The organism is Sulfurimonas aquatica (genome assembly GCF_017357825.1).
Taxonomy (GTDB): Bacteria; Campylobacterota; Campylobacteria; order Campylobacterales; family Sulfurimonadaceae; genus Sulfurimonas; species Sulfurimonas aquatica.
Map to the genome: position 1 here is coordinate 711,865 of NZ_CP046072.1, position 24,388 is coordinate 736,252.

The 24,388-nt window shown below is 33.2% G+C and carries 28 protein-coding genes and 2 tRNA genes; 17 read left to right on the forward strand and 13 right to left on the reverse strand.

Annotated elements, in window-relative coordinates; all coding sequences use genetic code 11:
- The first annotated feature begins 1 nt into the window (after position 1).
- The 6 genes from GJV85_RS03395 to exbD all read left to right on the forward strand — a co-directional run bounded on the left by GJV85_RS03395 (position 2) and on the right by exbD (position 5,444).
- Complete coding sequence (locus GJV85_RS03395; protein WP_207562467.1) at positions 2–2,038, forward strand: response regulator; 2,037 nt, start codon at positions 2–4, stop codon at positions 2,036–2,038.
- Between the two features lie 79 nt (positions 2,039–2,117).
- Positions 2,118–3,125, forward strand: a complete 1,008-nt coding sequence (pyrC, locus tag GJV85_RS03400; RefSeq protein WP_207562468.1) for a dihydroorotase — start codon at positions 2,118–2,120, stop codon at positions 3,123–3,125.
- On the forward strand, positions 3,115–3,771 hold the full coding sequence (locus GJV85_RS03405; RefSeq protein ID WP_242689825.1) for a response regulator transcription factor: 657 nt from the start codon (positions 3,115–3,117) through the stop codon (positions 3,769–3,771). Before pyrC ends, GJV85_RS03405 begins: the two co-directional genes overlap by 11 nt.
- A complete protein-coding gene (locus GJV85_RS03410) occupies positions 3,761–4,585 on the forward strand; it encodes a sensor histidine kinase (protein ID WP_207562471.1) in 825 nt (274 codons plus the stop codon). Before GJV85_RS03405 ends, GJV85_RS03410 begins: the two co-directional genes overlap by 11 nt.
- A 14-nt stretch (positions 4,586–4,599) precedes the next feature.
- Positions 4,600–5,052, forward strand: coding sequence for a TonB-system energizer ExbB (gene exbB / locus GJV85_RS03415; protein WP_207562472.1), 453 nt, complete (start codon positions 4,600–4,602; stop codon positions 5,050–5,052).
- Positions 5,052–5,444 (forward strand): TonB system transport protein ExbD, encoded by a 393-nt coding sequence (gene exbD / locus GJV85_RS03420; RefSeq protein ID WP_207562473.1) that lies wholly within the window; start codon positions 5,052–5,054, stop codon positions 5,442–5,444. Before exbB ends, exbD begins: the two co-directional genes overlap by 1 nt.
- On the opposite strand, the gene GJV85_RS03425 is transcribed toward exbD, so the two are convergent.
- From GJV85_RS03425 to groES, 4 genes are all read right to left on the reverse strand, one after another.
- Complete coding sequence (locus GJV85_RS03425) at positions 5,445–5,675, reverse strand: hypothetical protein (RefSeq protein ID WP_207562474.1); 231 nt, start codon at positions 5,673–5,675, stop codon at positions 5,445–5,447.
- 71 nt (positions 5,676–5,746) lie between these two features.
- Positions 5,747–7,279, reverse strand: a complete 1,533-nt coding sequence (locus GJV85_RS03430) for a bifunctional GNAT family N-acetyltransferase/carbon-nitrogen hydrolase family protein (protein ID WP_207562475.1) — start codon at positions 7,277–7,279, stop codon at positions 5,747–5,749.
- Between the two features lie 157 nt (positions 7,280–7,436).
- Positions 7,437–9,071, reverse strand: coding sequence for a chaperonin GroEL (gene groL, locus GJV85_RS03435; RefSeq protein WP_207562476.1), 1,635 nt, complete (start codon positions 9,069–9,071; stop codon positions 7,437–7,439).
- A gap of 6 nt (positions 9,072–9,077) precedes the next feature.
- Entirely contained in the window at positions 9,078–9,338 is a 261-nt protein-coding gene (gene groES, locus GJV85_RS03440; RefSeq protein ID WP_207562478.1) for a co-chaperone GroES, read from the reverse strand.
- A gap of 182 nt (positions 9,339–9,520) precedes the next feature.
- On the opposite strand from groES, the gene GJV85_RS03445 reads away from it, so the two are divergent.
- Both GJV85_RS03445 and GJV85_RS03450 read left to right on the forward strand, forming a co-directional pair.
- A tRNA-Met gene (locus GJV85_RS03445) sits at positions 9,521–9,597 on the forward strand.
- 23 nt (positions 9,598–9,620) lie between these two features.
- Positions 9,621–9,695, forward strand: a tRNA-Asn gene (locus GJV85_RS03450).
- Positions 9,696–10,190: 495 nt separating this feature from the next.
- On the opposite strand, the gene GJV85_RS03455 is transcribed toward GJV85_RS03450, so the two are convergent.
- Together GJV85_RS03455 and GJV85_RS03460 are read right to left on the reverse strand one after the other, a co-directional pair.
- A complete protein-coding gene (locus tag GJV85_RS03455) occupies positions 10,191–11,309 on the reverse strand; it encodes a tyrosine-type recombinase/integrase (RefSeq protein WP_207562479.1) in 1,119 nt (372 codons plus the stop codon).
- A gap of 108 nt (positions 11,310–11,417) precedes the next feature.
- Complete coding sequence (locus GJV85_RS03460) at positions 11,418–11,675, reverse strand: hypothetical protein (protein WP_207562480.1); 258 nt, start codon at positions 11,673–11,675, stop codon at positions 11,418–11,420.
- A 134-nt stretch (positions 11,676–11,809) separates the two neighbouring features.
- Here GJV85_RS03460 and GJV85_RS03465 point away from each other — a divergent pair, with 134 nt between their 5' ends.
- From GJV85_RS03465 to GJV85_RS03495, 7 genes are all read left to right on the forward strand, one after another.
- Positions 11,810–13,225, forward strand: a complete 1,416-nt coding sequence (locus tag GJV85_RS03465; protein WP_207562481.1) for a hypothetical protein — start codon at positions 11,810–11,812, stop codon at positions 13,223–13,225.
- Between the two features lie 199 nt (positions 13,226–13,424).
- Entirely contained in the window at positions 13,425–14,186 is a 762-nt protein-coding gene (locus GJV85_RS03470; protein WP_207562482.1) for a tetratricopeptide repeat protein, read from the forward strand.
- 2 nt (positions 14,187–14,188) lie between these two features.
- Positions 14,189–16,411, forward strand: coding sequence for a primase-helicase family protein (locus GJV85_RS03475; RefSeq protein WP_207562483.1), 2,223 nt, complete (start codon positions 14,189–14,191; stop codon positions 16,409–16,411).
- A gap of 216 nt (positions 16,412–16,627) precedes the next feature.
- Complete coding sequence (locus GJV85_RS03480; RefSeq protein ID WP_207562484.1) at positions 16,628–16,861, forward strand: hypothetical protein; 234 nt, start codon at positions 16,628–16,630, stop codon at positions 16,859–16,861.
- Between the two features lies 1 nt (position 16,862).
- Positions 16,863–17,171 (forward strand): hypothetical protein, encoded by a 309-nt coding sequence (locus tag GJV85_RS03485; RefSeq protein ID WP_207562486.1) that lies wholly within the window; start codon positions 16,863–16,865, stop codon positions 17,169–17,171.
- Positions 17,168–19,612 (forward strand): primase-helicase family protein, encoded by a 2,445-nt coding sequence (locus GJV85_RS03490; RefSeq protein ID WP_207562488.1) that lies wholly within the window; start codon positions 17,168–17,170, stop codon positions 19,610–19,612. Before GJV85_RS03485 ends, GJV85_RS03490 begins: the two co-directional genes overlap by 4 nt.
- Before the next feature lie 67 nt (positions 19,613–19,679).
- Positions 19,680–19,997 carry a hypothetical protein gene (locus GJV85_RS03495; RefSeq protein WP_207562490.1) on the forward strand — a complete coding sequence of 106 codons (318 nt, stop codon included), beginning with the start codon at positions 19,680–19,682 and terminating at the stop codon, positions 19,995–19,997.
- Positions 19,998–20,241: 244 nt separating this feature from the next.
- On the opposite strand, the gene GJV85_RS03500 is transcribed toward GJV85_RS03495, so the two are convergent.
- From GJV85_RS03500 to GJV85_RS03510, 4 genes are all read right to left on the reverse strand, one after another.
- Positions 20,242–20,430, reverse strand: a complete 189-nt coding sequence (locus GJV85_RS03500) for a hypothetical protein (protein WP_207562492.1) — start codon at positions 20,428–20,430, stop codon at positions 20,242–20,244.
- 104 nt (positions 20,431–20,534) lie between these two features.
- On the reverse strand, positions 20,535–20,660 hold the full coding sequence (locus tag GJV85_RS13755) for a hypothetical protein (RefSeq protein ID WP_255550561.1): 126 nt from the start codon (positions 20,658–20,660) through the stop codon (positions 20,535–20,537).
- Between the two features lies 1 nt (position 20,661).
- Entirely contained in the window at positions 20,662–21,282 is a 621-nt protein-coding gene (locus GJV85_RS03505; protein ID WP_207562493.1) for a hypothetical protein, read from the reverse strand.
- Positions 21,276–21,575 carry a DUF2958 domain-containing protein gene (locus tag GJV85_RS03510; RefSeq protein WP_207562494.1) on the reverse strand — a complete coding sequence of 100 codons (300 nt, stop codon included), beginning with the start codon at positions 21,573–21,575 and terminating at the stop codon, positions 21,276–21,278. Before GJV85_RS03510 ends, GJV85_RS03505 begins: the two co-directional genes overlap by 7 nt.
- A gap of 359 nt (positions 21,576–21,934) precedes the next feature.
- On the opposite strand from GJV85_RS03510, the gene GJV85_RS03515 reads away from it, so the two are divergent.
- Positions 21,935–22,081, forward strand: coding sequence for a hypothetical protein (locus GJV85_RS03515; protein WP_207562495.1), 147 nt, complete (start codon positions 21,935–21,937; stop codon positions 22,079–22,081).
- Between the two features lie 86 nt (positions 22,082–22,167).
- Here GJV85_RS03515 and GJV85_RS03520 read toward each other — a convergent pair whose 3' ends face one another.
- On the reverse strand, positions 22,168–22,389 hold the full coding sequence (locus GJV85_RS03520) for a hypothetical protein (protein WP_207562497.1): 222 nt from the start codon (positions 22,387–22,389) through the stop codon (positions 22,168–22,170).
- Positions 22,382–22,561 carry a hypothetical protein gene (locus GJV85_RS03525; RefSeq protein ID WP_207562499.1) on the reverse strand — a complete coding sequence of 60 codons (180 nt, stop codon included), beginning with the start codon at positions 22,559–22,561 and terminating at the stop codon, positions 22,382–22,384. The genes GJV85_RS03520 and GJV85_RS03525 overlap by 8 nt, the downstream gene beginning before the upstream one ends.
- Before the next feature lie 161 nt (positions 22,562–22,722).
- Here GJV85_RS03525 and GJV85_RS03530 point away from each other — a divergent pair, with 161 nt between their 5' ends.
- Positions 22,723–23,742: a PIN domain-containing protein gene (locus tag GJV85_RS03530; RefSeq protein WP_207562500.1), complete on the forward strand. Its 1,020-nt coding sequence runs from the start codon at positions 22,723–22,725 to the stop codon at positions 23,740–23,742.
- Positions 23,743–23,744: 2 nt separating this feature from the next.
- Here the strand turns inward: GJV85_RS03530 and GJV85_RS03535 are convergent, their stop codons facing one another.
- Positions 23,745–24,332 (reverse strand): tyrosine-type recombinase/integrase, encoded by a 588-nt coding sequence (locus GJV85_RS03535; RefSeq protein WP_207562501.1) that lies wholly within the window; start codon positions 24,330–24,332, stop codon positions 23,745–23,747.
- Positions 24,333–24,388: the final 56 nt, after the last annotated feature.

Genomic DNA, 24,388 nt, shown 5'->3' on the forward strand with positions numbered 1-24,388 from the left:
TTTGAATAAAAACAGAAGTAAAATTAAATATCATAAAAGTATAAGCATACTATATGCTGAACATACTGATGTAAGTAACTTTAACTCTAGTCTTTTAAAATATACATGTAAAGATTTTAAAAATTCTCTTGGTGTAGCTAGTACAATCAGTACATATGAAAGATATAAAAAAGAGTATGGATACTATTTTGATATAGTAATAATAGATAGTACATTTGGAACCTCTTTAATTAAAAAAATATTAACTATAAACCCTACTCAAAAGATAGTTTTAGTTGTAAAACTTGATCATCAGGTAAGTCTTTTAGAAATGGAAGATTATGATGTGCGACATGCTCTTTATGAGCCTATAAGTATGCAAGATGTGAACATTGTTATCGAAAACATAATAGATGAACTTGATAGTAATGATATTTTAAAAAGACATATTAGAGCATATGAAGAGTTAGATACTGGTATGTCAGAGCTAATTAATAAATATGAAAATAGACTAACTGAACTTGAGAATAAACTTCAATCACAAGGTAGTTTTTTTGCAAGTATGAACCATGAAGTAAGAACACCTATGAATGCAATCATAGGAATGAGTCAAATTCTTTTAGATGACAACTCCCTAAATACTCATCACAAAAAAAGTATAAAAACAATACACAAATCTTCAAATATGCTACTTGGAGTAATCAATGACATTTTAGACTATTCTAAAATAGAAGCTAGAATGCTTACTCTAGAAAAAACCTCTTTTAATTTAAATACTGTTTTTGATTACTTAGCAGACATGATAGGCTTAAAGGTTAAAGAAAAAAATCTAGAGCTTATCTTTGAGATAGATAATAATATTGAGAAAAACTATGTAGGCGACCCTCTGCGTTTATCACAAATTCTTTTAAACTTAATGTCAAACGCAGTCAAATTTACTGAGCAGGGCAGTGTCACATTAAAAGCCAAAACAGTAGAAATATTGAATGAAAAAGCTCATTTAGAGTTTTGTATCTCTGATACTGGTATAGGAATAAAAGAAGAGGCACTCGAGACTCTTTTTGAAAACTATACACAAGTAAATGATATTAAAAATCATCAGCATGGTGGAACAGGACTTGGTCTCTCAATAGCTAAGCAGTTAAGTAATCTTATGGATGGAAATATAAAAGTTCAAAGTACTTATGGCGAAGGGGCTTCTTTTATTGTTGATATTATGCTTGACTTAGAGGATCTTAAGACAAAAAGAAGATACAGACTTCCAACTAAGGAGCTAATGGATAAAAAAGTTCTCATAGTTGACTCAAGAGAAAAATCTGTGAAATCCCTTGAAAATATGCTCAGATATTTTCACATACCCGTTTGTACAGCATTTAACTTAGAAGATGCTCAGAGGCATTTTGATAAGCAAGAGTTTGACATTCTTTTTATAGATAAAAAGATCTATTTACAAGATAGTGCAAAATACAAAAAAGTAGAGCACATTGTTATCTTAGAAGATTGGATGGACTCTTTAACAAGAGGCCCAGAAGATAAAAGTACACATCATAAACATCTTAAAAGACCTTTTACGCAAGAAATCCTATTTGAAATGATATTAAGTCTGTATGATTACTCCATAAAAGATGAATCAAGACTAGCCAAAACTTATACTAAAGAGGACATTATAAAACTTGGAAAACAGAGTATATTGTTAGCTGAAGACAATAGAGTCAATCAGGAGATAATAAAAGGTCTGCTTGCCAAAACAGAGATTAATATAGATTATGTAAGTGATGGAGAAGAAGTTTTAGAAGCAGTTTATTCAAGGAGTGAACCTTATAAACTTATACTAATGGATATCAATATGCCAAATATAAATGGATATACGGCTTCAAAAAAAATACGAGAAGATAGTAAATATGATGATTGTATTATAGTCGCACTTACTGGTAATACCTCTAAAGATGATATACGAATTGCTGAAGAGTCAGGTATGCAAAGGCATATATCTAAACCAATTCAGATGAATAAATTTTATAAAGTAATTGTGGAGTCTCTATCTCCCTCAAAGCTTTAAGATGCACTCTTAAACTTATTTTTGTTATAATTTTAAAAATAAATTTTTGACTCTTAAGTAAAAAAACTAAGGAATACTAATGAAAACTCAGACTATTTTAATGCCATTGGACATGCACCTGCATCTGCGTGATGGCGTTATGCTAGAAAATGTTGCCCCACTTACTGCCTACTCTTTTAGTGGAGCGATAGTAATGCCAAACTTAGTTCCACCAGTTAAAACACTTGAAGATGTAAAAGCATATAGAGCACGTATTATGGCGGCGGTTCCTAATGATTATTTTGAACCATATATGACACTTTTTTATCAAAACTACGATAAAGCATTTTTAGAGAGTGTAGCAGATGAACTGACTGCTATAAAGCTTTATCCTGCAGGTATTACAACAAACTCAGAAGGTGGTGTTTCCTCTTTTGATATAGAAGAGATGAGAGCAACACTTCAAGCAATGAGTGATTTAGATATTCCTTTATGTGTTCATGGAGAGACAGATGGTTTTGTAATGGATAGAGAAGCTGAGTTTATGACTATATATGAGCTTCTTGCTAGTAATTTTCCAAACTTAAAAATTATTATGGAGCATATCACGACAAAAGCAGCTGTAGATATGTTAGATAAATTTGAAAACTTATATGCGACTATTACCGTGCACCATCTTATCCTTACACTTGATGATGTTGTTGGTGGTATGATGAAACCACACTTGTTCTGCAAGCCAATAGCAAAACGCCCAGAAGATCTTGATGCACTTTTAACTGTTGCACTTGAGGCACATCCAAAGGTCATGTTCGGTTCTGATTCAGCTCCACATCCTCAGCATAAAAAAGAGTCTTGTGGCTGTGCAGCAGGTGTATTTACAGCACCTATTGCACTTCAACTCTTATGTGAAATCTTTGAGCAATATGATAAGTTAGGTAACTTACAAGCGTTTGTAAGTGATAATGCACAAAATATTTATGGAATATGTCCTGAGTTTAAAGAAGTAACTCTAGAGAAACGCCCATTTATCGTGCCTGAGAATTATTTTGGTGTTGTTCCAATGTATGCTGGAGAGACTCTAAACTGGGCTATAGAGAGTGTTGAGTAAAATACTACTACTCGAAGATGATTTACTCTTTGCTGAGACACTTGTAGATCTCCTTGAAGATGAGAACTACTTGGTATCTCATTTTCCAAATGGTCAAGATGCTCTTGATGCTACCTATGAAGGCAAATTTGACGCATACTTACTTGATATAAATGTTCCTCTTATAGATGGCCTCTCTTTACTCTCTGAACTTAGAGACGCAAATGATAATACTCCCGCAATTTTTTTAACCTCGCATAAAGATAAATCAATGCTAGAGAAGGGCTTCTTGAGTGGCTGCGACGATTACTTAATAAAGCCATTTGACTCAAATGAACTGCTCCTGCGTTTAAGCGCGCTTCTCAAGCGCTCAAAGAAGTATAAACCAGAGTCCTTTGGTGATTTGGTTTATGATGAACTTCATAAGTGCATACTCTACAAGAAAGAAGAGTTAGAACTTTCAAAAAAAGAGTATTTACTCTTACTTCTTCTGATGAGACATATAAATACAAGCGTTCCAAAAGAGCTTATATATGATGAACTTTGGAGTAGTGCCGAGAGTGGTAGTGACGGTGCTATCCGCGTTTATATAAATAGACTCAAGCAGTTGCTTCCTGGGATGAAAATTGAAAATATTCGTGGTATAGGATATAAGCTTGTGGAGTAATTTTCGCATTAGTATTTTTATCTACTATTTTATTACAGTTGTAGGATTTTTAGGTTTTGGATACTATTTTTTAATTGTATTAGAGTTTGAGAACCTTTATCTATTGAGCCTTTTTTTACTTTCGTTTGTAGTTGTATCTGCCGTTTTTATCTCGAAGTTGGCAGTGGATCCTCTTTTTGAATATGTGACAAACCTACAAAGGCTCTCAAGAGAAACTCTTCACGAGTTAAACCTTCCCATCAGTACCATCATTACTAACTCTCAAATGCTGAGTAAAACGCTTGATGATGAGAAGAGTTTAAAAAGAGTAGGGCGTATCACAACTGCGTGTGATATGTTAAAAGAGCGTTATAACGAGCTTGACTATATGATAAAGATGCAGACCAAAGAGGACATTAGAGAGAAGTTTCTTGTTGACGAACTTGTGAAAAGTCGTGTTGAGTTTTTACAAAGAATCTATCCACATATGAAATTCTCAACTTCTTTGGAGCATCTTGAACAGTATGGAGATAAAAAAGGCTTAACAAAAGTAATTGACAATATCATTGATAATGGGGTAAAATACTCACAAAATTCCAAGAATATAGATATCAAAATAGAGAATAACATTCTTCTTATTCAAGACCATGGCATAGGTATGGATGAGGTTGAACTTATGAGGATTTTTGACAACTATTATCAATCAGATAGCAATATGCAAGGCTTTGGAATAGGCTTAAATATGGTCAAAAGATTTTGTGATAAAAATGGAATAAAACTAAGTTTTAAATCAGCACCGAACGTAGGCACGAGTGTTGAATTAAAATTTTTATAAATATAAGGAAAGTAATGCAAGAAGTAAATATGTTAGAGTATGCAGAACAAGCACTTGACTATGGAGTAATGGGAATACTGATTTTAATGAGTATTGTAACTCTGTGGTTGTTCATAGAAAGAATGATGTTTTATAAAACGATTAAAACCCAAGAGTATAAGTATAGAGATAATTTAGAATTAGACTTAACGGATAATATTGGCGTTATAAGCGCAATTGGCTCAAACGCACCTTATGTTGGTCTTCTTGGTACCGTTATAGGTATTATGATTACATTTTATAGTATGGGTGATGCGGGGGCAGTAGACGCAAAGCAGATAATGGTTGGACTTGCTCTTGCCCTTAAAGCGACTGCAATGGGGCTTGTTGTAGCTATTCCTGCTATTGTGACGTATACTATAGCACTTAGAAAAGTAGAGCGAATCCTTACAAAGTTTGATGTTGAGCAAGAGGCAAAAGTAGCTTAATGGCAAAGTGTAAAAAGAGTAAAAAAAGGTTTGATGAGATAAACGTTATCCCTTTTATCGACATTATGCTAGTGCTTCTAGTTATGGTTTTGACAACGGCAACTTTTATAAAGCAGGGTGTTATACCCGTCAATCTTCCACAAGCAAAAACTTCAGATGAGGAAGATACAAAAAAAGAGGTGACAGTATACGTAAATGCAGAGGGCAAGACTTTTTTTGAAAAAGAGCCAGTTAGCTTAGAAGTGTTAGAGCAAAAGCTCGCTGCAGTTGAGAAAACACAGACGGTAATACTCAGAAGTGATAAGGAGTCTAAATTTCAAGACTTTGTAAGCGTTATGGATATTTTAAAAAAGCTAGGACACGAACAGCTCTACATAGTTACTAAAAAATAACTAGTAAGCTTTTTCTAAGAGTTTAAACTTTAGTTTTGACTCTTCGCGTTTAACTACTTCTGTCTTCTTATGAGTGTCTACTTTTACTTCTGTATCAAATATCTTTTTATCAAACACTTCTACGTCATGAAAAAGCGTCGCTGCCATAAAAAAGAGAATTACAATAACGACTATACTTGCATAAAAGAGAAGATAGTTTTTTATATGCCCAGATTCAAATGGATTTTCCAAAGATACCTCCTAAATTAAAGTCCTATATTCTAGCAAAAATGGACTTAAGTACTCTATCGTTAAAGTTAATATTATTTACTTGCTCTTTTTAGTTCAAATATGTCTTTTCGTCTATCTTTCATGTTTTGCACGCTTCCAAACTCATGTAGTTCCGTTAAGAGGTCTATATCTACGTCAGCTATTAAAACCATTTCAGTATTAGGAGTAGCTTCCGCTTTTATGCCATTTGTTGGAAAAGCAAAGTCACAAGGTGTAAAGACCATTGACTGAGCGAACTGCATATCCATATTATGAACGTTAGGTAGGTTGCCTACGCTTCCGGCTATGGCAACATAACACTCATTTTCAATAGCTCTTGCTTGAGAGCAGTGTCTTACTCTAGAGTAGCCATTTTGGGTATCTGTTAAAAATGGAACAAAAAGAATATCCATACCATCCTCTGCGAGTAGTCTGCTTAACTCCGGAAACTCTGAATCATAACAGATAAGGATTCCTATCTTTCCACAATCGGTGTCAAAGGTTTTTATTTCATGGCCACCCTGCATCCCCCACACTTTTGTCTCATCCGGCGTTACATGTATTTTCTCATAACGGTCTATGGTGCCATCTCGTCTACATAAATAACCTACATTATATAAATGACCATCTTTTATCTCTGGCATGCTTCCGGAGATTATATTTATATTGTAAGAGATTGCAAACTCAGAAAATTTTTGAATGATGTCATGCGTATGTTTTGCCAACTCTCTAATTGCGGCAGGTTCTGACAAATGGTTATTCTCAGCCATCAAAGGAGCATTGAAAAATTCTGGAAATAGAGCAAAGTCAGAACGATAGCCTGATACGCTATCTATAAAGTACTCTGCTTGTTGTAGTAACTCTTCTAGGTTTTTATAGGGTCTCATCTGCCATTGAATTAATCCTAGGCGAACTATTTTTTTCTTTGTAGAAGTGATTTTAGTTGGTTTTTCATAGTAAATATTATCCCACTCAAGTAAAACGGCGAACTCTCCAGACGCTTCATCGCCTTCTAAATATCCTTTTAATATCTTAGATGGATGAAAATCATTGGATATCTGAAAGTTAAGCACAGGGTCGTGAAGCTCTTTTCTTTTTACTTTTTCAATGTACTCTTTGGGCGAAAACTCATTTTCATACTTATGGTAATTTGGAATTCTACCACCAAACGCTATACCTTTTAGATTTAGTTTTTCGCATAGCTCTTTTCTGTAATCATATAGGCGTCTTCCAAGACGTAAACCTCGAAACTTTGGTTTTATAAATACATCAATACCATAAAGCGTATCACCTTTACTGGTATGAGTGTTAAACGTATAGTCGCCTGTTATCTCTTTGTATGTATGATGATGTGAAAACTCATCATAATTTACGATGATTGATAAGGCACATCCAGCTATCTCTCCATCTATTTTGATGATGACTTGACCCTCTTGAAACTTATCTATCAGCGCTTTAAATTGAGACTCTTGCCAATAAGCGTCTGGCATAGTCTCATATGATAAAAGCATGGTCTCTTTTAGCTCTTGATAATCATGCATACCTAAGAACACAAGTTCAATATTTTCTTTTAATTGTATTTCCATTTTTTCCAACTGGTTTTAAAAATTTATATGACTTTTTTAACTTCGGATTATAGCTAAATTAGATTGTAAGATATATGTAGATTTTAAATATTTTTTTGAGAAGTTAGTTAGGAAAATAGTTTCCTAACTAGTAGATTTTAAAGTGTATGACGTGCTTTTACATCATACCTGGCATACCACCCATTTGAGGAGACATTCCAGCTCCTTGAGTAGTCTCTTCTTCGGCAATCTCAAAGATAGCCGCTTCAGTCGTTAAAAGAAGTGAAGAGACAGAAGTCGCGTTTGTAAGTGCCACACGAGCAACTTTAAGTGGGTCGATAATCCCTGCTTCAAACATGTCAACATACTCTCCAGTAGCTGCGTTGAACCCTATGTTTAAGTTCTCTGCACTCTCTACTGCGTTTACTACAACGCCAGTATCAAAACCAGCATTTTTAGCGATCTGTTTCATTGGAGCTTTTACTGCGCGTAAAATGATTTCACAACCAATTTTTTGATCACCTTCAAGGTCAAGCGATACTGTTGCGGCAGCGCGAACAAGAGCAGCTCCACCACCGATGATGATGCCCTCTTCAACGGCAGCTTTTGTCGCACTAAGCGCGTCATCAACTCTGTCTTTTTTCTCTTTCATCTCAGTCTCTGTAGCCGCGCCAACTTTGATAACCGCTACCCCACCTGAAAGTTTTGCTAAGCGCTCTTGTAGTTTCTCTTTGTCATACTCTGAAGTTGTAGCATCTATTTGAACTTTTATCTCAGCGATTCTTGCGTTAACTAAGGCCTCATCACCTGCGCCATTTACGATTACAGTGTTGTCCTTATCTATAACTACGCGAGAACACTGACCTAGCATTTGAATGTTCGCGCCTTCAAGCGTGTGGCCTGTCTCTTCAGAGATAACGGTACCAGCGGTAAGAGTTGCTATATCATGTAACATAGACTTTCTTCTGTCACCAAAACCTGGAGCTTTAACGGCAGAGATGTTTAAAACGCCACGAAGTTTGTTTACAACTAGAGTAGAGAGTGCTTCACCCTCAACGTCTTCAGCGATGATAAGAAGTGGACGAGAAGTCTTTTGAACTTGCTCAAGTACTGGAAGAAGGTCTTGCAGTGAAGATATTTTACTATCTACAAGTAAAATCCAAGGATTTTCAATCTCTGCTATCATCTTTTCAGTATTTGTAATGAAGTAAGGACTTAGGTAACCACGGTCAAACTGCATACCCTCAACTACGTCAAGCTCATCTGAGATACCTTTAGCCTCTTCAACAGTTATAACGCCATCTTGACCAACTCTATCCATAGCTTCTGCAATCATATCACCAATAGCACTATCAGAGTTAGCAGAGATAGTAGCAACTTGAGCGATGTCTTTTTTACCATTTACTACTTTACTAGCAGCTTTTAAGTTTGCTAAGATGACTTCGCAAGCTTTGTCCATACCGCGTTTAACTTCGACAGGGTTAGCTCCAGCTGTAATGTTTCTAAGACCTTCTGAAAAGATTGCGTTTGCTAAAACAGTCGCCGTTGTCGTACCGTCTCCAGCCTCATCAGCCGTTTTTGAAGCAACTTCTTTAACAAGCTGCGCACCCATGTCTTCTAGTTTGTCTTTGAGCTCAATCTCACGAGCAACGGAAACGCCATCTTTAGTGATGACAGGTGCACCATAACTCTTTTGAATAAGAACGTTACGACCACGTGGCCCCATAGTTACTTTTACTGCATTTGTTAGTTTTTCAACACCACGAGCCAATGAATTTCTTGCATCATCTGAAAAAATTATCTCTTTTGCCATCTTTTATTATCCTATTATTCCAAATATGTCTTCAACTTCTAGTACTATGTACTTTGTACCTTCAAACGCAACTTCGTTCCCTGAATACTTTCCAAATAAAACTTCGTTGCCATTTTCTACTTCTGTTACTTCTTTACTAACAGCCACTACTTCACCGCGAGATGGTTTCTCTTTTGCATTGTCGGGAATAATAATTCCTGACATTGTAGTTGTAGCTTCTTCTACACGTTTAATTAAAACTCTTTTTCCTAATGGTTGAAAGTTCATTTATATCCTTTTCATATTTACTTAGTAGTTTATTATAAACACGATTCTATCATAATAGATTTAATCCTAGACCAATCTATATGATAGATAGTATATAATTAAGTGTGAATTTTACATATAAAAGAGTAAATAAAAGGAAAATAAAAGCTTAGTGTGGTTATAATTCCACCCTCTTAAAAGATGTCACGGTAGCTCAGCTGGTTAGAGCACTGGTCTCATAAGCCGGGGGTCGGGGGTTCAAGTCCCCCTCTTGACACCATTTTTTTAAGAGATTTTACACATTCCGGATTAGCTCAGCGGTAGAGTAGGTGACTGTTAATCACTTGGTCACTGGTTCGAATCCAGTATCCGGAGCCACATTTTAAAAACAATCAAACTAAATCTCTCAGAACATCGATAAATAGGTACTTTCAAGCACTATTACATCATTTCAGTTTAGCTATTAAAAAACCTTTATCCGGCTATTTGGCGGGACTTTTGAACATCGAAACAGCACTACTATACAGTAACCTTACCGTTTAGCTCACTTTTTTACCCTACCTATGTTCCGGTACTATTTGCTTTTTTAGAATATTTGTAAGAAACAGATTTCAGATGCTTATTTTTATCACTCAATATCCTTATATTTTAGGTTTTAAACTGCAATGCTTTTTTTGTCGGTAATGAAAATGAGGCTGGATTCTGCTCTAGAATATTGGATTGTTTAGTAGCAATGAGTAATCTGAATTAACTCTAAAACCGGATAAATCCGGTTTAGAAAATGAGTTAAAAAGTATAAGTTAAAATGGAATGAGTTTTTGTCGGTTTTTTGAAAAAAGGATAGAACTATAAAAAGCTCTATATTTATAAGTTCTAAGCTTGAAGCTCTTTGAAGTTTAGCATATTGTTGATAGCGTCTTTTCCTGATTCTGGTGCAAGGTGAGCGTATCGCATTGTCATATCCATAGAAGCGTGATTCATTAATCGCATAACGTTGTATAGTGGTGTGCCAGCAATAACGAGTAAACTTGCGAATGTATGTCTGAGTGAGTGCACCACTATACGATTCTTAGCATCTTTTGGATCTAGTCCAATATTGAAGAGTTTGTCTAGATGCTTTTTTAGTCTCCCTTGTATAGTTCTTGAATTGAATATTTTATCGCTTCTACCTATTACGTAATCGTTAGGTTTAAGCCCTTTAAGTGTCTCTTTTATGTTTGGTAGTAAAGACTCTGAAACATGGGATTTATAGGTGCTTTGAGACTTGAAATCATATATGCTAATGTTGGAGCCAGAAAAAGATTTAGCTGTTAAATTTACAATTGAGTTTAATCTCGCCCCAGTTGAGAGACTCAAGCGAGTAAAGAGATCAAGCTCTTCATCATCTTTAATCGCATCAAGAAGCTGTATGATATTTTCTTGAGTGAGATAATTTATTCTAGCATTGTCGAGTTTGAGATCATCCATTAAGCCATCACATATGTTATGTGAGTTAAAACGAATGTTCTCACTTGTTATCGCATGATTAATAATAGTTGATACAAGGGATATAACATGCTTTGTTGTAGCCTTTGACTTTGTGGAGAGTAGTCTTGTTTTAATTGTGAGTATATCTGCTTTAGTAAGATGGTTTATACTCTTACCTCCTATGTACTCTTTTACATGTAAGTTGTATCTATTTTGAGGGTTATAAGTATCTTTTTTTCCAGAGTCTAAAAGATACTGAAAATAACTCTCAGCGATTGCATTTAATTTTAGTTGTTGCTTGTTCTTCTTATGAGCTAGAGGGTCTTCACCTAGTCTAGTTATATTAATATACTCTATACGCTTGTTATTCGCATAGTTCTCAGTAATGCCATGTGATTTATTCCCCACCTTAACTCTTCGCCATTTACCGCTAGTATTGTTATAACCACAGTAGTAAGTTGTATCACCATTTTTTAAGATGTTTGAATAAACACCGGGAAATTTCTTTGACTTTATCATTGCCATTTCAGTTACCTCCAGTAACAATAGAATACTTTGATTCTATTGTAGAGGTAGTGCAATGACACTGACAGTAAGGAGTACTATATGTGAAATTATTCATTTACTACTCCCTTATATAGTTTTGGTTGTATCGTTAAGAAATTCGGCTACATCGTTAATGTTAAAGATAACTTTTGAGTTTTGTTTATGCCCTAAACGCTTGTATGCAGGCACCCCATATCCTCTTGCGATACTCTTTGCAACATAAGATAGTGATACATCCATAAGCTTTGCAAGGTCTTGTCGTGTAAACACAACTTTTTGGTAAAGTTGAAACAGTTGCTCTACTAATGTTTGCGTAGTTGAGTAATGTTTGTCTATTTGTGTCATAATAGCTCCTCATAATAAAAATATTTGTGCTTGAAAAAAGTACTTGTCCTCAATTCATACAGGAATTTTAAGATAGATATTTAAGAAAATAATGGAAAAATTAGAAGTAATATTTTCCATAAATAGAGGTACTATTGAATTACTTAGACCTAGAAAATGAACTACAAAAAGTAGAGTATAAAGATAACCAAAATAAGATAGAACTTTTAAATTTCACTTCTGAAAATCAGCTCACGATAACCAAAAACCTTCAAAAGCTAAAAGAGCTTTACAACTGCATTAACTTAAATCAAAACTATAATTTTTCAAATTTTGAAGATGATGATATGTTCTTTTTTAGATATTTCCCAAAGATACCACATCGAGATGATGAGAGATACAAAACTATTAAAAAATATGCTTGTAAGTTTAATGCATCAAATAAAACAGACAAGTTCTGTACAGAGCAATATAACTGTTTAATATTTGAACTTGCAGCTAGAGTTCCTAAAAATGTACAAGCTGTAGAAGAAGCTGTGGCTTTGTATGAAAAAAATGAGAGCCAACTGCACCTCTTTTATGATTTAGTTTTTTATAAAGATATAGCTTTAGAGAAAAACAATAGAGAAAAACTCACAAAAGAGGAAGAGAGCGAGCTTTTTTTAATTGCATCACAGTTAAACGATAAAGTTAAAAACCTCCAACTTGTAAGGTATCAATACTATAGCTATGAGAGAGACAAGTTCCAACACTGGTCCATTAACCATAAAATATATGAGATTGTCAATTTGATGGTTGAATGTTTTAGTCTTCCTGTAAAAGAAGAGGTCAATGTCATTGGTGAAACAGATACAGAAACTTTGCAGTTTAAAACTAAAAAATCATACTATTACGATATAGATAGAAGCAATCAATCAAATCACGAGGGTTATTATTTCCAAAATGATAATCACTTTATTAAGACGATAAACTTTACTCAAACATACTACCTAGAGCACATAAATAAGTTGAACGATTTTAGTTACTTAGTCCAAAGCATACCTCTTGCTAAACCATTTGATTTAGGTTTTATGAACTACGAAGATAATCTAGCATACTTTAATCTTCACAGTGGCAATATGACAAAAACTCTACTACCGATATACTATTATCCAGATATAAGTTCTGAGAGTATGGTTAATGTTCAGATTAATGCAAGCTCTGGTAATACAAATGCTATAGAGTTATTTGATAAACTTTATACGTCACTCAAAGGCTCAAAAAAATTAGAATTAGCAAATGAGACTCGTATATTTGATACATTGTTTTTTTATAACAAGACAGGTACTGCCATTGCTGAAGACTTATTCTATTACGATTATTTCTATTATAGAGAAGAACAACAAAAACATATAGTTGAGTATTTAAATCATATACTACAACTAAAACCAGCTACATTCAAAAAAGTTTTTAAAAAAAATACTGATAAAGCTACTCGCAATGAGATGATTCAAGAAGATAGTGAAATCTTAGAAGATGCAATAAGAAAAAAGATAAAAATCATTAAAGACACATTACAAAAAAATCAATAACCTCTCTCTTCATAACTCCAAGATAGACATGTAACACATAGTCAAATCTTGGAAAATTTTACTTTTTTTATTTCCATTATTTACTTTCATTTTCATCGCATAATTACATCATCCATTCAGAAATGGAGTAGTTGTTACCGTTGACGAGCGGTAATTTATCGAAGCGAGTTTTCGCTATGAAGGGTAAAAGGAAGAGAAGATGAGAGCATTAACAAACGACACGGACATTATCAAACAACTAGTAGAGCAGAATGACTATAAAACTATTTATAAACTAGCAAAGAATCTTGATGAGAAAGGTATTGTTGATGGAACATTGATGCTGAGTGTGATGTACCATAATGGTGACTATGTAAAACAGAACTATAAAAGAGAAGTGAAATTACTTAGAAAAGCTACAAAAATGGGGAGTCTACAAGCTAAGTTTAACTTGGCAATGGCATTTGCAACTGGTAGTGGGATAAAGCAGAATATTGATAAAGCAATAAGTATGATGGAGCAGTTAGCAGATGATGGGTTTGAGCCAGCAATTGACTTTTTATATGGAGATGAATGTGATTGTTGTAACGGTGGATGTGGAGCGTGTAATCTAGTCAAATGTGGGGAAACATTAGATGTCGTTATGGCAAGATTAATTGCACTTATGGAGAAAAAGGATTTCAAAACAGCCTTTGAATTAGCAACGGAACTTGATGAGATAGATATTGAGAATGGAACTTATGCGCTTAGTACCTTTTACCATAACGGTCAACATGTAAAGCAGAATTTTGTGAAAGAGGTAGAGCTCTTAGAAAAAGCAGCTAGTAAAGGATTCGAGCCAGCACTATATAACTTAGCAGTAGCAATTAGTCTTGGTAAAGGAATTGAGCAAAATGCTGAGCTTGGTTATGAAATTGTTTGTGATTTAGCGGAAGATGGATATGAACCAGCAGTTGAACTATTAGATGGAATGGCGGCATAACCATGTCTCAAATTACAACAAACAATTACTCGGATGCAGCACTTGATTCTTCAAGTACTGCATCGCAAACTACAACAATAATAAAAGGGAAAATGATGAACGATACAACCACTACAGCAAACACAACTATTAGCACAGAGGATTTAGATATGAATAAAACTACAGAAGTGACTCACTCAGAAGTACAGGATTTAATCATAGATGAAGTAATAAAAACTACTCCAATAATAGTTGCCAACTCTACTACGACCGGAGAACAATCAACACAAGTAACAGTTGTACCTAACAGAGTAACAACAAGTACTACTCCTTGGATAAGAATGATGCAGACTGTTCCAACAGCAAGTGAAATACAAGAGAGAAAAGAAGCTCGTAGAGTAGACTTGATTGCTGAAAACTATGGAACTGGTTGTAAATATAATGTAAATGATGTTGAAAAAAGTGTAAGTATCCTAATCGATGAGGGTAAACTGTTAAGTCAATGTCTGAACATAACATTAGAAAGTGGTGAGAAGCTTGAAGTTGAAGATCTCATTCTAAAGGGAAATCATCACAGAGTGAAAGATCTCATTGAACCAGAGTTTGGAACTGGAAGATTAATGCATAAGTACTATTTTGATGCAGAGTATGCAACTACACTAAGAGAAGGTGAAACATTTAAAGTCGTCTATACCCTAGATTCTATTAAGAAAATTATTAAGAAGTTATTTGGCAAAACTATTGCAAAACAGAATTTTTTAAGTGCTTTAATTAAAGTACTTACCGTAACTAAAGTTTCCTCTAGTGATATTTATTCGGTCGAAAAACGTTTAGAAGAGTCTTTTATAATTGATAAAGGAAATACCTTTGTAGCAGATGCCCTTAAAGCAATAAGAGAAGCAAAAAAAGTAGTTCCAGTAGTTCAAGAAACAGATTATGAACAAAGAGCTTTTGGGATTATGAAAGACTATGCTGTCTTGAACAATCAAGGAAAACCTCAAATTATTAATACAACTAAGCTTGGACTAGTTGCATCATCAGAAAGTGGACTAAAAGCTCTATTTAAAAATCAACTTATTAATGGGGAAAATCCAGTAGATATTTGGATGCACAGTAAGAACAGACCTATCTTTACTGATACAAAGTTTGACCCATCATGTAGTACAGATGATGATAAGTACAATCTCTTTAAAGGTTTTAAGCATAAAGCGATATCGATTGTGGATATATCTTTTTTTAAAAACTTCGTAAAAGAAGTTATCTGTAGTGGTGATGATAAAATGTATAACATAGTGTGGAGTTTTTTAGCACAGATGTTACAGGACCCAAGTAGAAAAATGGGGACAGCTCTAGTTTTACTTTCATCAAAGGGTACGGGTAAATCTACCTTTGTCAAAGTAATAGGCGAACTCCTTAAGGGTTACTTCTATCAAAGTGCTGATAATAAAAGACTTCTAGGGGAGTTCAACACACATCTTGAGACTACACTCCTTTTTTATGCAAATGAGTTAACGTTTACAGATAACAAAAGAGTTATCTCTAAACTCAAGAATGTCATTACAGAGAAGAACTTTACATACGAAATAAAAGGTGGTGCTACATACAGTGCCGACAACTTGATTCGTGTAATTATTGATAGTAACGATGATATAGCAGTGGTGCAAACAGCAGATGAAAGAAGGTTTATCTATCCTCTGATTTCAGAGAGAATGATAGAAAACACTGAGTACTTTAATGAGCTTCATGCGTTGTTTGAGACTAAAGGCTTTTATGAATCACTTATGTATGACCTAATGCATTATGACTACCAACCTTGGGAGCATTACCTAAAGACACCACCAAAAAATGAAGTCACTGAGGAACAAGTAATGGAGAGTTTTATACCTATTGAATCATGGTGGTTAAATTGTCTTGAGACTGGTGTAATTCCATATGTGTCGTATGAAGTTGTTTATGATGGTAGGTTACATATTGCAAATGAAGCTTTATACCAAAGCTTCGCAAAACATACTCGAGCTAACGGGGGGAGAGTAAAAGTAGATTCTATTGCTTTTGCAAAAGCTATGAAAAAACACATTCTAAAAGATATTGACCTTGACATTAAAAGTAAAATTCTAGTTGATAAAGTACGAAAAAACTCTCGTGTCTATGAGACTCGTGATAAAAGTATGATGCACTATGCTAATATTAAAAAGCTTAATAATCTAGACTATGATGGCACACCCTGGGAAGTGTGTATCTCATAGTTTGTTATCTGACAAGAGCTTCCACTTTTGTCAGACTTACTTTAACTCTAGACAACCTAGACATCTAGACAAACTATACTGATAGCTAACAGATACAGTTGCTATTAGCAAAATACTTCAAAAATACAAGTGATTTTCAACGCAGTTAACAAATCTAATAGAAGTACATATTTATACATTTAATATGCTTCAAATACAAATAAGTGGAGGTTCGTAATGAATCCATTAAATGAAGTTTTGGCAATACTAAAAGAGAAGTACGCGATGCTTTTGAAAAAAGAAGATTTGGCAGAGGTAATGAATTGTTCTCTAAGTTCAATAGACAACCTTTTAAGAACTGGTGGCAACTTACCTAAACCGATTAAGTTCGCAGATACAAGAAATGCATCTATACGCTTTTTAAATACTGAAGTTGCAGAATTTTTAGTTAATGCATCTAAAGGTGTATAAGATGAGTTTCAACATACTAGAGATTACCAATAAAACAGGTGATATAAATAAGAATTTTTCTTATGTTGATGGTGAAGTCTGTAAAACTTCAAATGCTCAGGTTTACGATGCATCTTTTAGAGAATTAACATTTACTACTCTTGAAGAGTTTGACTTGTATATAACAAGTAATTTACAATCTAATCAAGCGATATGCTTAGGAAAATCCAAACATAATCTTACTGCTGGAACACTTTTAACTAAGGGTAGAGAAGATTTATCTAAAGGAATTATTTCTCGTACTAATGATTACTTAGGAGTACAGTCATGAGTGTACAAGTATGTTTAGGCGATGTTGATATAGATGAGCAGATGTCAGAGGAGATGATCAAAACCATATCTACTCAAGATGCTACATATGATGCAGTAGTGGAATTACATGGTAAGGAATTTCAAGATGTAAGTGTTAGAAGTGGTTACAGTAGTAGTTCTGGTCTAATAGATGAAGAAACACAACAGCCGGTTTACATTAGTAACTCTCAACATTTGTATTGGACATTATTAAATGCGAACTCTTCACAAGACTTAGATAGATATGTTGAGTTTTTAAAGAGACGTGCAGTTATAAAAAAGTTTTGGTTTTTGAAAATACACAAAGATGGTAGTACAAGTTTTAGAATCTTGCTAGACCTATCAGTTATTAAGTCTATGCAATCTAGATTATCGTTTGAGGCACCAGCAACTGTTGGTGAAGGATTAAAGAAGATTCAACAAGAATCTAAATTTTACAACACAGAGAACGGTCTAATCCCTTTTGATTTGCATAATGTTGATTATAAAGGTTTACCAGATTGGCGAGTAGTTTACGAGCAAGCAAAAATAGATAATGAAGATAAAATCAATGCTGTGAAGAAGCAATACAGAGCTGATAAGATACTTGAACTTGTACAGTTGTACAATCTTAGTGAAGCAGAAGCCGCACTAATTATAGATGAGTATCTTTCAAAAAGTATTGTATCAGCTTCCATGATATTAAAGGGTACTGATAATAATCCTTACAGAGTATATCAATTTCTAACTCAAGATGCTACAAAGTGGGATGTCTATGATATTTTTGATTATAAAAAAGGGCTTGGAAAAACACATATAAATGTAAAGAATATTTTTAATGCAACAATCTATACATATCTAAGAGGTGGAGTTACTTACAATATCTCTTTTACATTAGATGAGATAATTGTACTTTTAGCTACCTTGGATTTTACTAAGGATGTAAAAAAGGTTCTTTTTTCTTTAGTTGACTATATTGTTTCTAATGAATTTAATAAAGATGATGTAAACACTATAATTGATTTACTTCAAAGTAAAAATTGCTCATTCGAGTTTGAGAAGTATTACTATAAAAACTATATAAATTTTACAGTACAAGCAAAGATGAGTGATTTTGCTTTTATGATGATGGATGGGAAAACAGGAGTTTTTAGAAAGAGTGAAGATGGTGACTTAACACTTTACACTATAAAAAGCATAAGCGACTTGTTTCTAAATAAGAACTTTTACTCTAAAGACCCAAATAACTTATCAAAGACAATACTTATTGATGTTGTAAAACATTGGTTGCGTAGTCAGGAAAGAGAAGAATTTACTTCTGTTGTATTTACAGACAAAGATACCAAGGAAGATGAATATAACCTGTTTGGAGGTTTTGCATATGAGCCGATCAATCATTCAGGTGTTGATTTACAGCCATACTTTGAATTAGTAAAAGATGTTATTGCTGGTGGGGATGAACTGTTTTGTAATGTGAACCATTCTTTTGTTGCTCAGATGCTTCAAGACCCATTCAATAAACTTGGTACCGCTCTCGTTTTAAGTGGAAAAAAGCGTATTGGAAAGGGATCCTTTATAAAAATAATTGGTGCATTAATTGGCGGTAATCATTACTTTCAAACGAATCAACCTGATAAAGTTTTTGGACGTTTTAATATTCAGTTGTTGAGGACTATTTTAGTATATTTAAATGAAGCATTTTGGTCTGGTGATAAATCTATGGAAGGACGAATTAAGGGGATAATTACTGATGATGATTTTAGTTATGAAATCAAGGGCGGAGCAATCTTTGGTGGTAAAAATGCTACTAGATTGATTTTAGATTCTAATGAAAAATATATAGTTCCTGCAACTGAAGATGAAGGAAGATATATAGTTGAAGGTGTCTCTGATTGCAAGAAAGGAGATAAAGAGTTTTTTACATCTGTAAATGACTTACGAACAAGTCAAAAGGCTATGGAAAAACTGATGTACTTTTACATGAACTTTGATTATAAACCATATGAACACTATCTAAGAGAAGCTCCTAAGAGTAAATTTCTTATCGAACAGATATCTCAGAACTTTAGTAAGATTCAAGAATGGTGGTTTAGAAACCTTCAAGAAGGTAACATTTATAAAGCTAATTATGTAATGGATGCCGATGGTATTAAAATTTCAAACGAGGCTTTATGGGAAAGTTTTAAAGAGTTTCATAAAGGTAAAACGCAGTACGAGAAGCAACAATCTTTTTATAGTGATCTAAAAGATTTACTCGATGGTGTTGTTGTGAGAAGTGGTGTAAAAGTTAGTGCTGGCGTTACTGGAAAAGTTATAGCTCCTCTTCATAGAGCTAGAGAGTTATTTACTCACATTTACTTAGTGAGTGATTTTGATGATATGGTTGATTGGTCTCAACCGTACACACTAGATATCCCTCTACCAATTCCATTCTGTGCTTAATCATTTGTTCGTTAGGGATAAATTTTATCCCTATTTCAAAAATTCAAAATAAAAATAAGGAAAATATATGTCATATAAATATATTAAAAGTCCATCTATGCAGATGGCATCAGAAGCAAAGTCGCTCACTATTGATGAGTATTTACAATTAGAAGAACTGTTGAAACAGTTCAAAGAATCTCATGACAGAGATACAAGAGTTACAATCATCAGTGAAATGAAGTTCTATGTTGAACGATTCTCTCTTGAGTCAAAAGTTAGCATTTATTACAATAACTGGTTAAAAGATACAATTCATAGTGATTCATATATGAATTTAATTTTAACTCTTCGCCGATTATCCAAAGAAGCCTATGAAAAAGAGATATTTAAAAATCTCCTCTAAAGATGTAACTATCACAGCTATCACGACTATCTAGACTTTTTTTGAAGTTTGTTGCATATTTTATAGAGTCTTTTTAAATATTATTATTTTTTTTTTTAAAAGTTAAATAAGTCTAGATACTCTAGATAGTTGTGATAGTAAAGGATATCCTTTACACTATTCTTCGTAAAATAATAAGAATTTATCAGTACTATCTAGACTGCTCTAGATAGTACTAAAATAGATTTAAGCTCTCGCCTAAACCTTAACACTCCTTAATCGCTTTTACTAACGAAGGCATAACCTCAAATATCTCAGCTAATTTTACATAGCTTCCACTTGAAGTATATATATTTTTATAGAGTGTCTTCGGACTCAACCCATATGGGTCAAGTTCACAAATCTCTTCTATCTTTGATTTTAACTCTCTTGGTAAATCTTCATAATCTCTCATTACTTACCTTTACTGTTATCGTTGTGTATAATATAATTACATACACATTTTTCATTTTCTCTTTTTTTAACTATAGGTTTTCTAACTCTTCTCATTTGATTCTCCTAATCTCTGTAGTTGCTACTGCAACCGCCTATACTGTCACTAAACTTGTGACTTCTTCTACTTGCTAAACCTCTTGTTTGGTTGATATTCATTCTCTCGTAATATCTTGCTCTTGGGTCATACATTTTATTCTCCTCTTGTTGCTTTTAATAAATCTTCTATTTTTGGCAAAGTCACCTCTGCGCCTAATTCTTCATTTAATCTCTTTTGTAAATCTGATATATTTTTATACATCGAATCTACTAACTCTTCATCTTTATGATTATCATACATCCATAGATGTAAACTACTCTCGCTATAGGCTCTAATATTTATTTCAATATCTTCTTCTGTTGCGAAACTGTAGTCATTTCTACTATCCCATATAGGGTTAATAACTTTACTTTTTTGCTTTATGTTTATAAGCTCGTTCATCTTGGGGACTATAAGTTCCACTGTAACAAGCTTCTTGATTTCTTCATCATTTATTCCAATGATGAACCAGAACAAAGATGCTCTTTGTTCATTACTTAATATTTTAAGATTTTTTACTATCATCTCAAAATCACATTCTAATTCGATACCTTTATTTTCACAGTATCTTTGGATATCTTCATCATCAATCGATTTTAATATCTCTTGTGCACCTGCTTCTTCTTCACAAATGCATATCGCATCAGAAACGGATAAATCCCCTTCTCTTAATGCTTTACTTAATATGTCATCAGGTTCTATATAAACCTCGACATCCCTTAACTCTACTAACATTTCAACTCCTTTATATCTCCATATCTTGTTGGAGCGAAATGTAAATCTCTTTCAACTCTCAAACCATTTACTTCTAGGTTCTCGAGTTCATCTAGGCTTACATAGCCTAACTCATCAGATTGCCCTTGCACATATGCGAAGAACAATCTATCTTCTTTGCTATATTCTAAAATCCACCACATCCAGTTATGGATAAAGAATTTTGTATAAACCGTCTTATTCTCTAGCTTAGTATCCTCATCTGAATACATCGCTGGAATTATCTTCTCTAACTCTTTTGTCATCAATTGCATTTTTACCTCCTCGTAACTAATGCTATTAATAGATTTATTTCTATGGTATGTATGATGTATTTCTCATACGGTAAAAGAGCATGTTTATTTATCTTTTTAGCTAAGAAAAGTTAGGATAGAAATGACACAGATATTTACATGGAGAGGTCGAGACACTGAACGAATCAATACTAAGGAATTATTACTGACTTACAGAAGTAAGCAAATTCTCAAATTTATTAAAATAATTCCCAACGTAAATTTGAGTCCAAGTGCCAGCTAACACTTGATGCGTTTGTTTATCAAATCACCTAAATCCTCTTGTGCTTGATTTCAAGGAACTGAACAAATTAAAGGAAATTCAAAAAAAGGTTTAAACTATGGAAATTAAATTCAATCAATACGAGCATGAATATTTACTTAAAGCAGTAGAGAAGATGCAACAAGATAAAAAAGATGACAAAGAGGTTACAATCCCTGAGATGTCACATGAAACAAAAGTTGCCCTCAAACTTGTAGGTTTTTAAATATACAGTCGATGCATTAATTTGTATCGACTGTACTTTCTTGTGGCTAAATTTATGACCAGTAAGTCCATCCTGCCCGCCCATTTTCAACTCTGTGGAAAATACTTCATAATTTTATCAAGTTCATTTTCCATCTGATACAGTTCATACACTTTTGAAACATATTTATTTAAGAGTTCTAAACGCGACACATTAATGTTTTTAAAATCTTGCTGCATAGTAACTGCCAAGAAAATTATAAAGTCCTCATCCTCGATTGCCACATCAAAGTTTTGGGAGTGAACCATAAGTGTGATGGTATTATTCATCTATACCTGAACCATACACCTCTAGTTCTAAATCTTCTATATGGTTTGCCATCAACACTAAATCAGTTATAGAAACTTCAACACTTGCTAGCCCTTTTTTGCTCCATTTGTATATTTGAAATATTAAGTCATTGATACTATCTTTGGCATAGACTTTTTTATTTTCATTCATTGGGGTAAATCCTATTCTAAGATAATAGGATTATATGGAGAGGTTAGTGAAAGTTTAATTACATAAGATGTAATAAATAATAAAATAATAACTACTTATTACATCTAAAATTAATATGTTATTATTATAATGGTGGAAATTTAAGGAAAAAAATAATAAATATGAGTGATAACACAAAAAAAATTAGAGATATGATTGTCGAATATGAGATTGACTTAAAAGACGTACTACAAGCAGCAAGAGTATTGGGAATGAAGAAGATAGCTACTGATAAAAGTACTGTTTACGATGCACAAATTCAAAAAATATTAAAGTATATAGATACTGCAGATTCGACTTTAAAGTTGTATACAGTTGATGATATTGTTACAAGATATAGGATTAGAGAACCGCTGGTCATAGAGATAGCAAAAAGATTAGAAATAAACAATATTTATAAATCACAAAGCTATATCTCAATTAAGCAATTGACAAGTATTGTGAATTATCATTCTAATGAGTACAAGTATAATATGAAAGAAAATGATTCTAAGTTAAATGCAAATACTCAAAAAGAAAAATTATCAAAAGTAAAAAGTAGCACTAGTTTAAAGAAAACATCATTAAATCAAAAAGTAAGTGAATTTGAATTTATGATAAGACATGGTTATTTGATATTTTTCGATACATCAAGTTTAATGAATCCTAATATATCCAAAATTTTAGAAAATGAAGTTATTCCTTTTCTAAAGAAATATAAGAAGGAACTTTATATTGTAGATTCTGTACATAAGGAACTTGAGAAAAATTGTAAATCAGCTGAAAAAAGTATAAGAGAGAGAGCAGAATATGCATTGAATATGCTTGCTACACTCTCTGCAGATAAGTTATATAAAGTAGCAAAGACTAATTCTGTGCATACTCACTTTGCAGATGGTGAATTGTTGTCTTATTTTACTGATATTAGAGTAATGACTAATCTATGTTTAGTTACAAATGATAATAGTATTAAAAAAGATGGTAATTTATCAGGTGATATACTTAATTTAAAAAATAATAAAAGTGTTGAAACTAAATTTGATGTAAAGGTGTTTTATATAAGTAATCATAAAGAGAATCCTCAATTAACTAAATTTGAAAAAAATAAAGATTCAAATTTTAGATTACATGAACACCCGCCAGAAATAGTAAAGCTATTTTAAATTTATCTCACTAGAGATGCTTTTATATCTGAGTCTGTTGGTTTGATATACCCCAATGTCGTTGAAACATTCATGTGACCGATGAAGGATTGTATTACTCGTGGATTTACAGATTTACTCCCCATCTCAGTTATAAGTCCTTGACGAAAACTATGTGAAGTGTAATTATCTCCTAAAACACTTTTCATATATTTATTTACGAGCTGAATGAGAGAAACTTCATGAAAATGCTTTTGAGGATTGCCCCATGAAGTGATACAGTAGTTATTTATTTCACTTTCTTCATATATGAAATATTTTTTCAACTCTTTGATGGCAGTATCACTAAAATATAGGATTCTTTCTCTTTTAGTTTTGTGAGAGATGATGATGGTTTCTGATGTTTGTATAATCTCTTGTATGTGCGAGTATCTAATCTGAGTGATTTCGTTGACTCTTAAACCACTGTAGTACAATATACAAAATATCTTAAAGAAGCGCTTTTGGTTAAACTCTTTGATATCTTCATCACCTCTTACAAACGCCATCAATTTTTTATACTCTTTCTCAGTTACTGATTTTTTAACTCTTTTGATATATGTGGTTTCCATGATAAGCTCCAATTACTAGGTTTTAGTTATTTAGAGATTATTTTATAGTAACTATT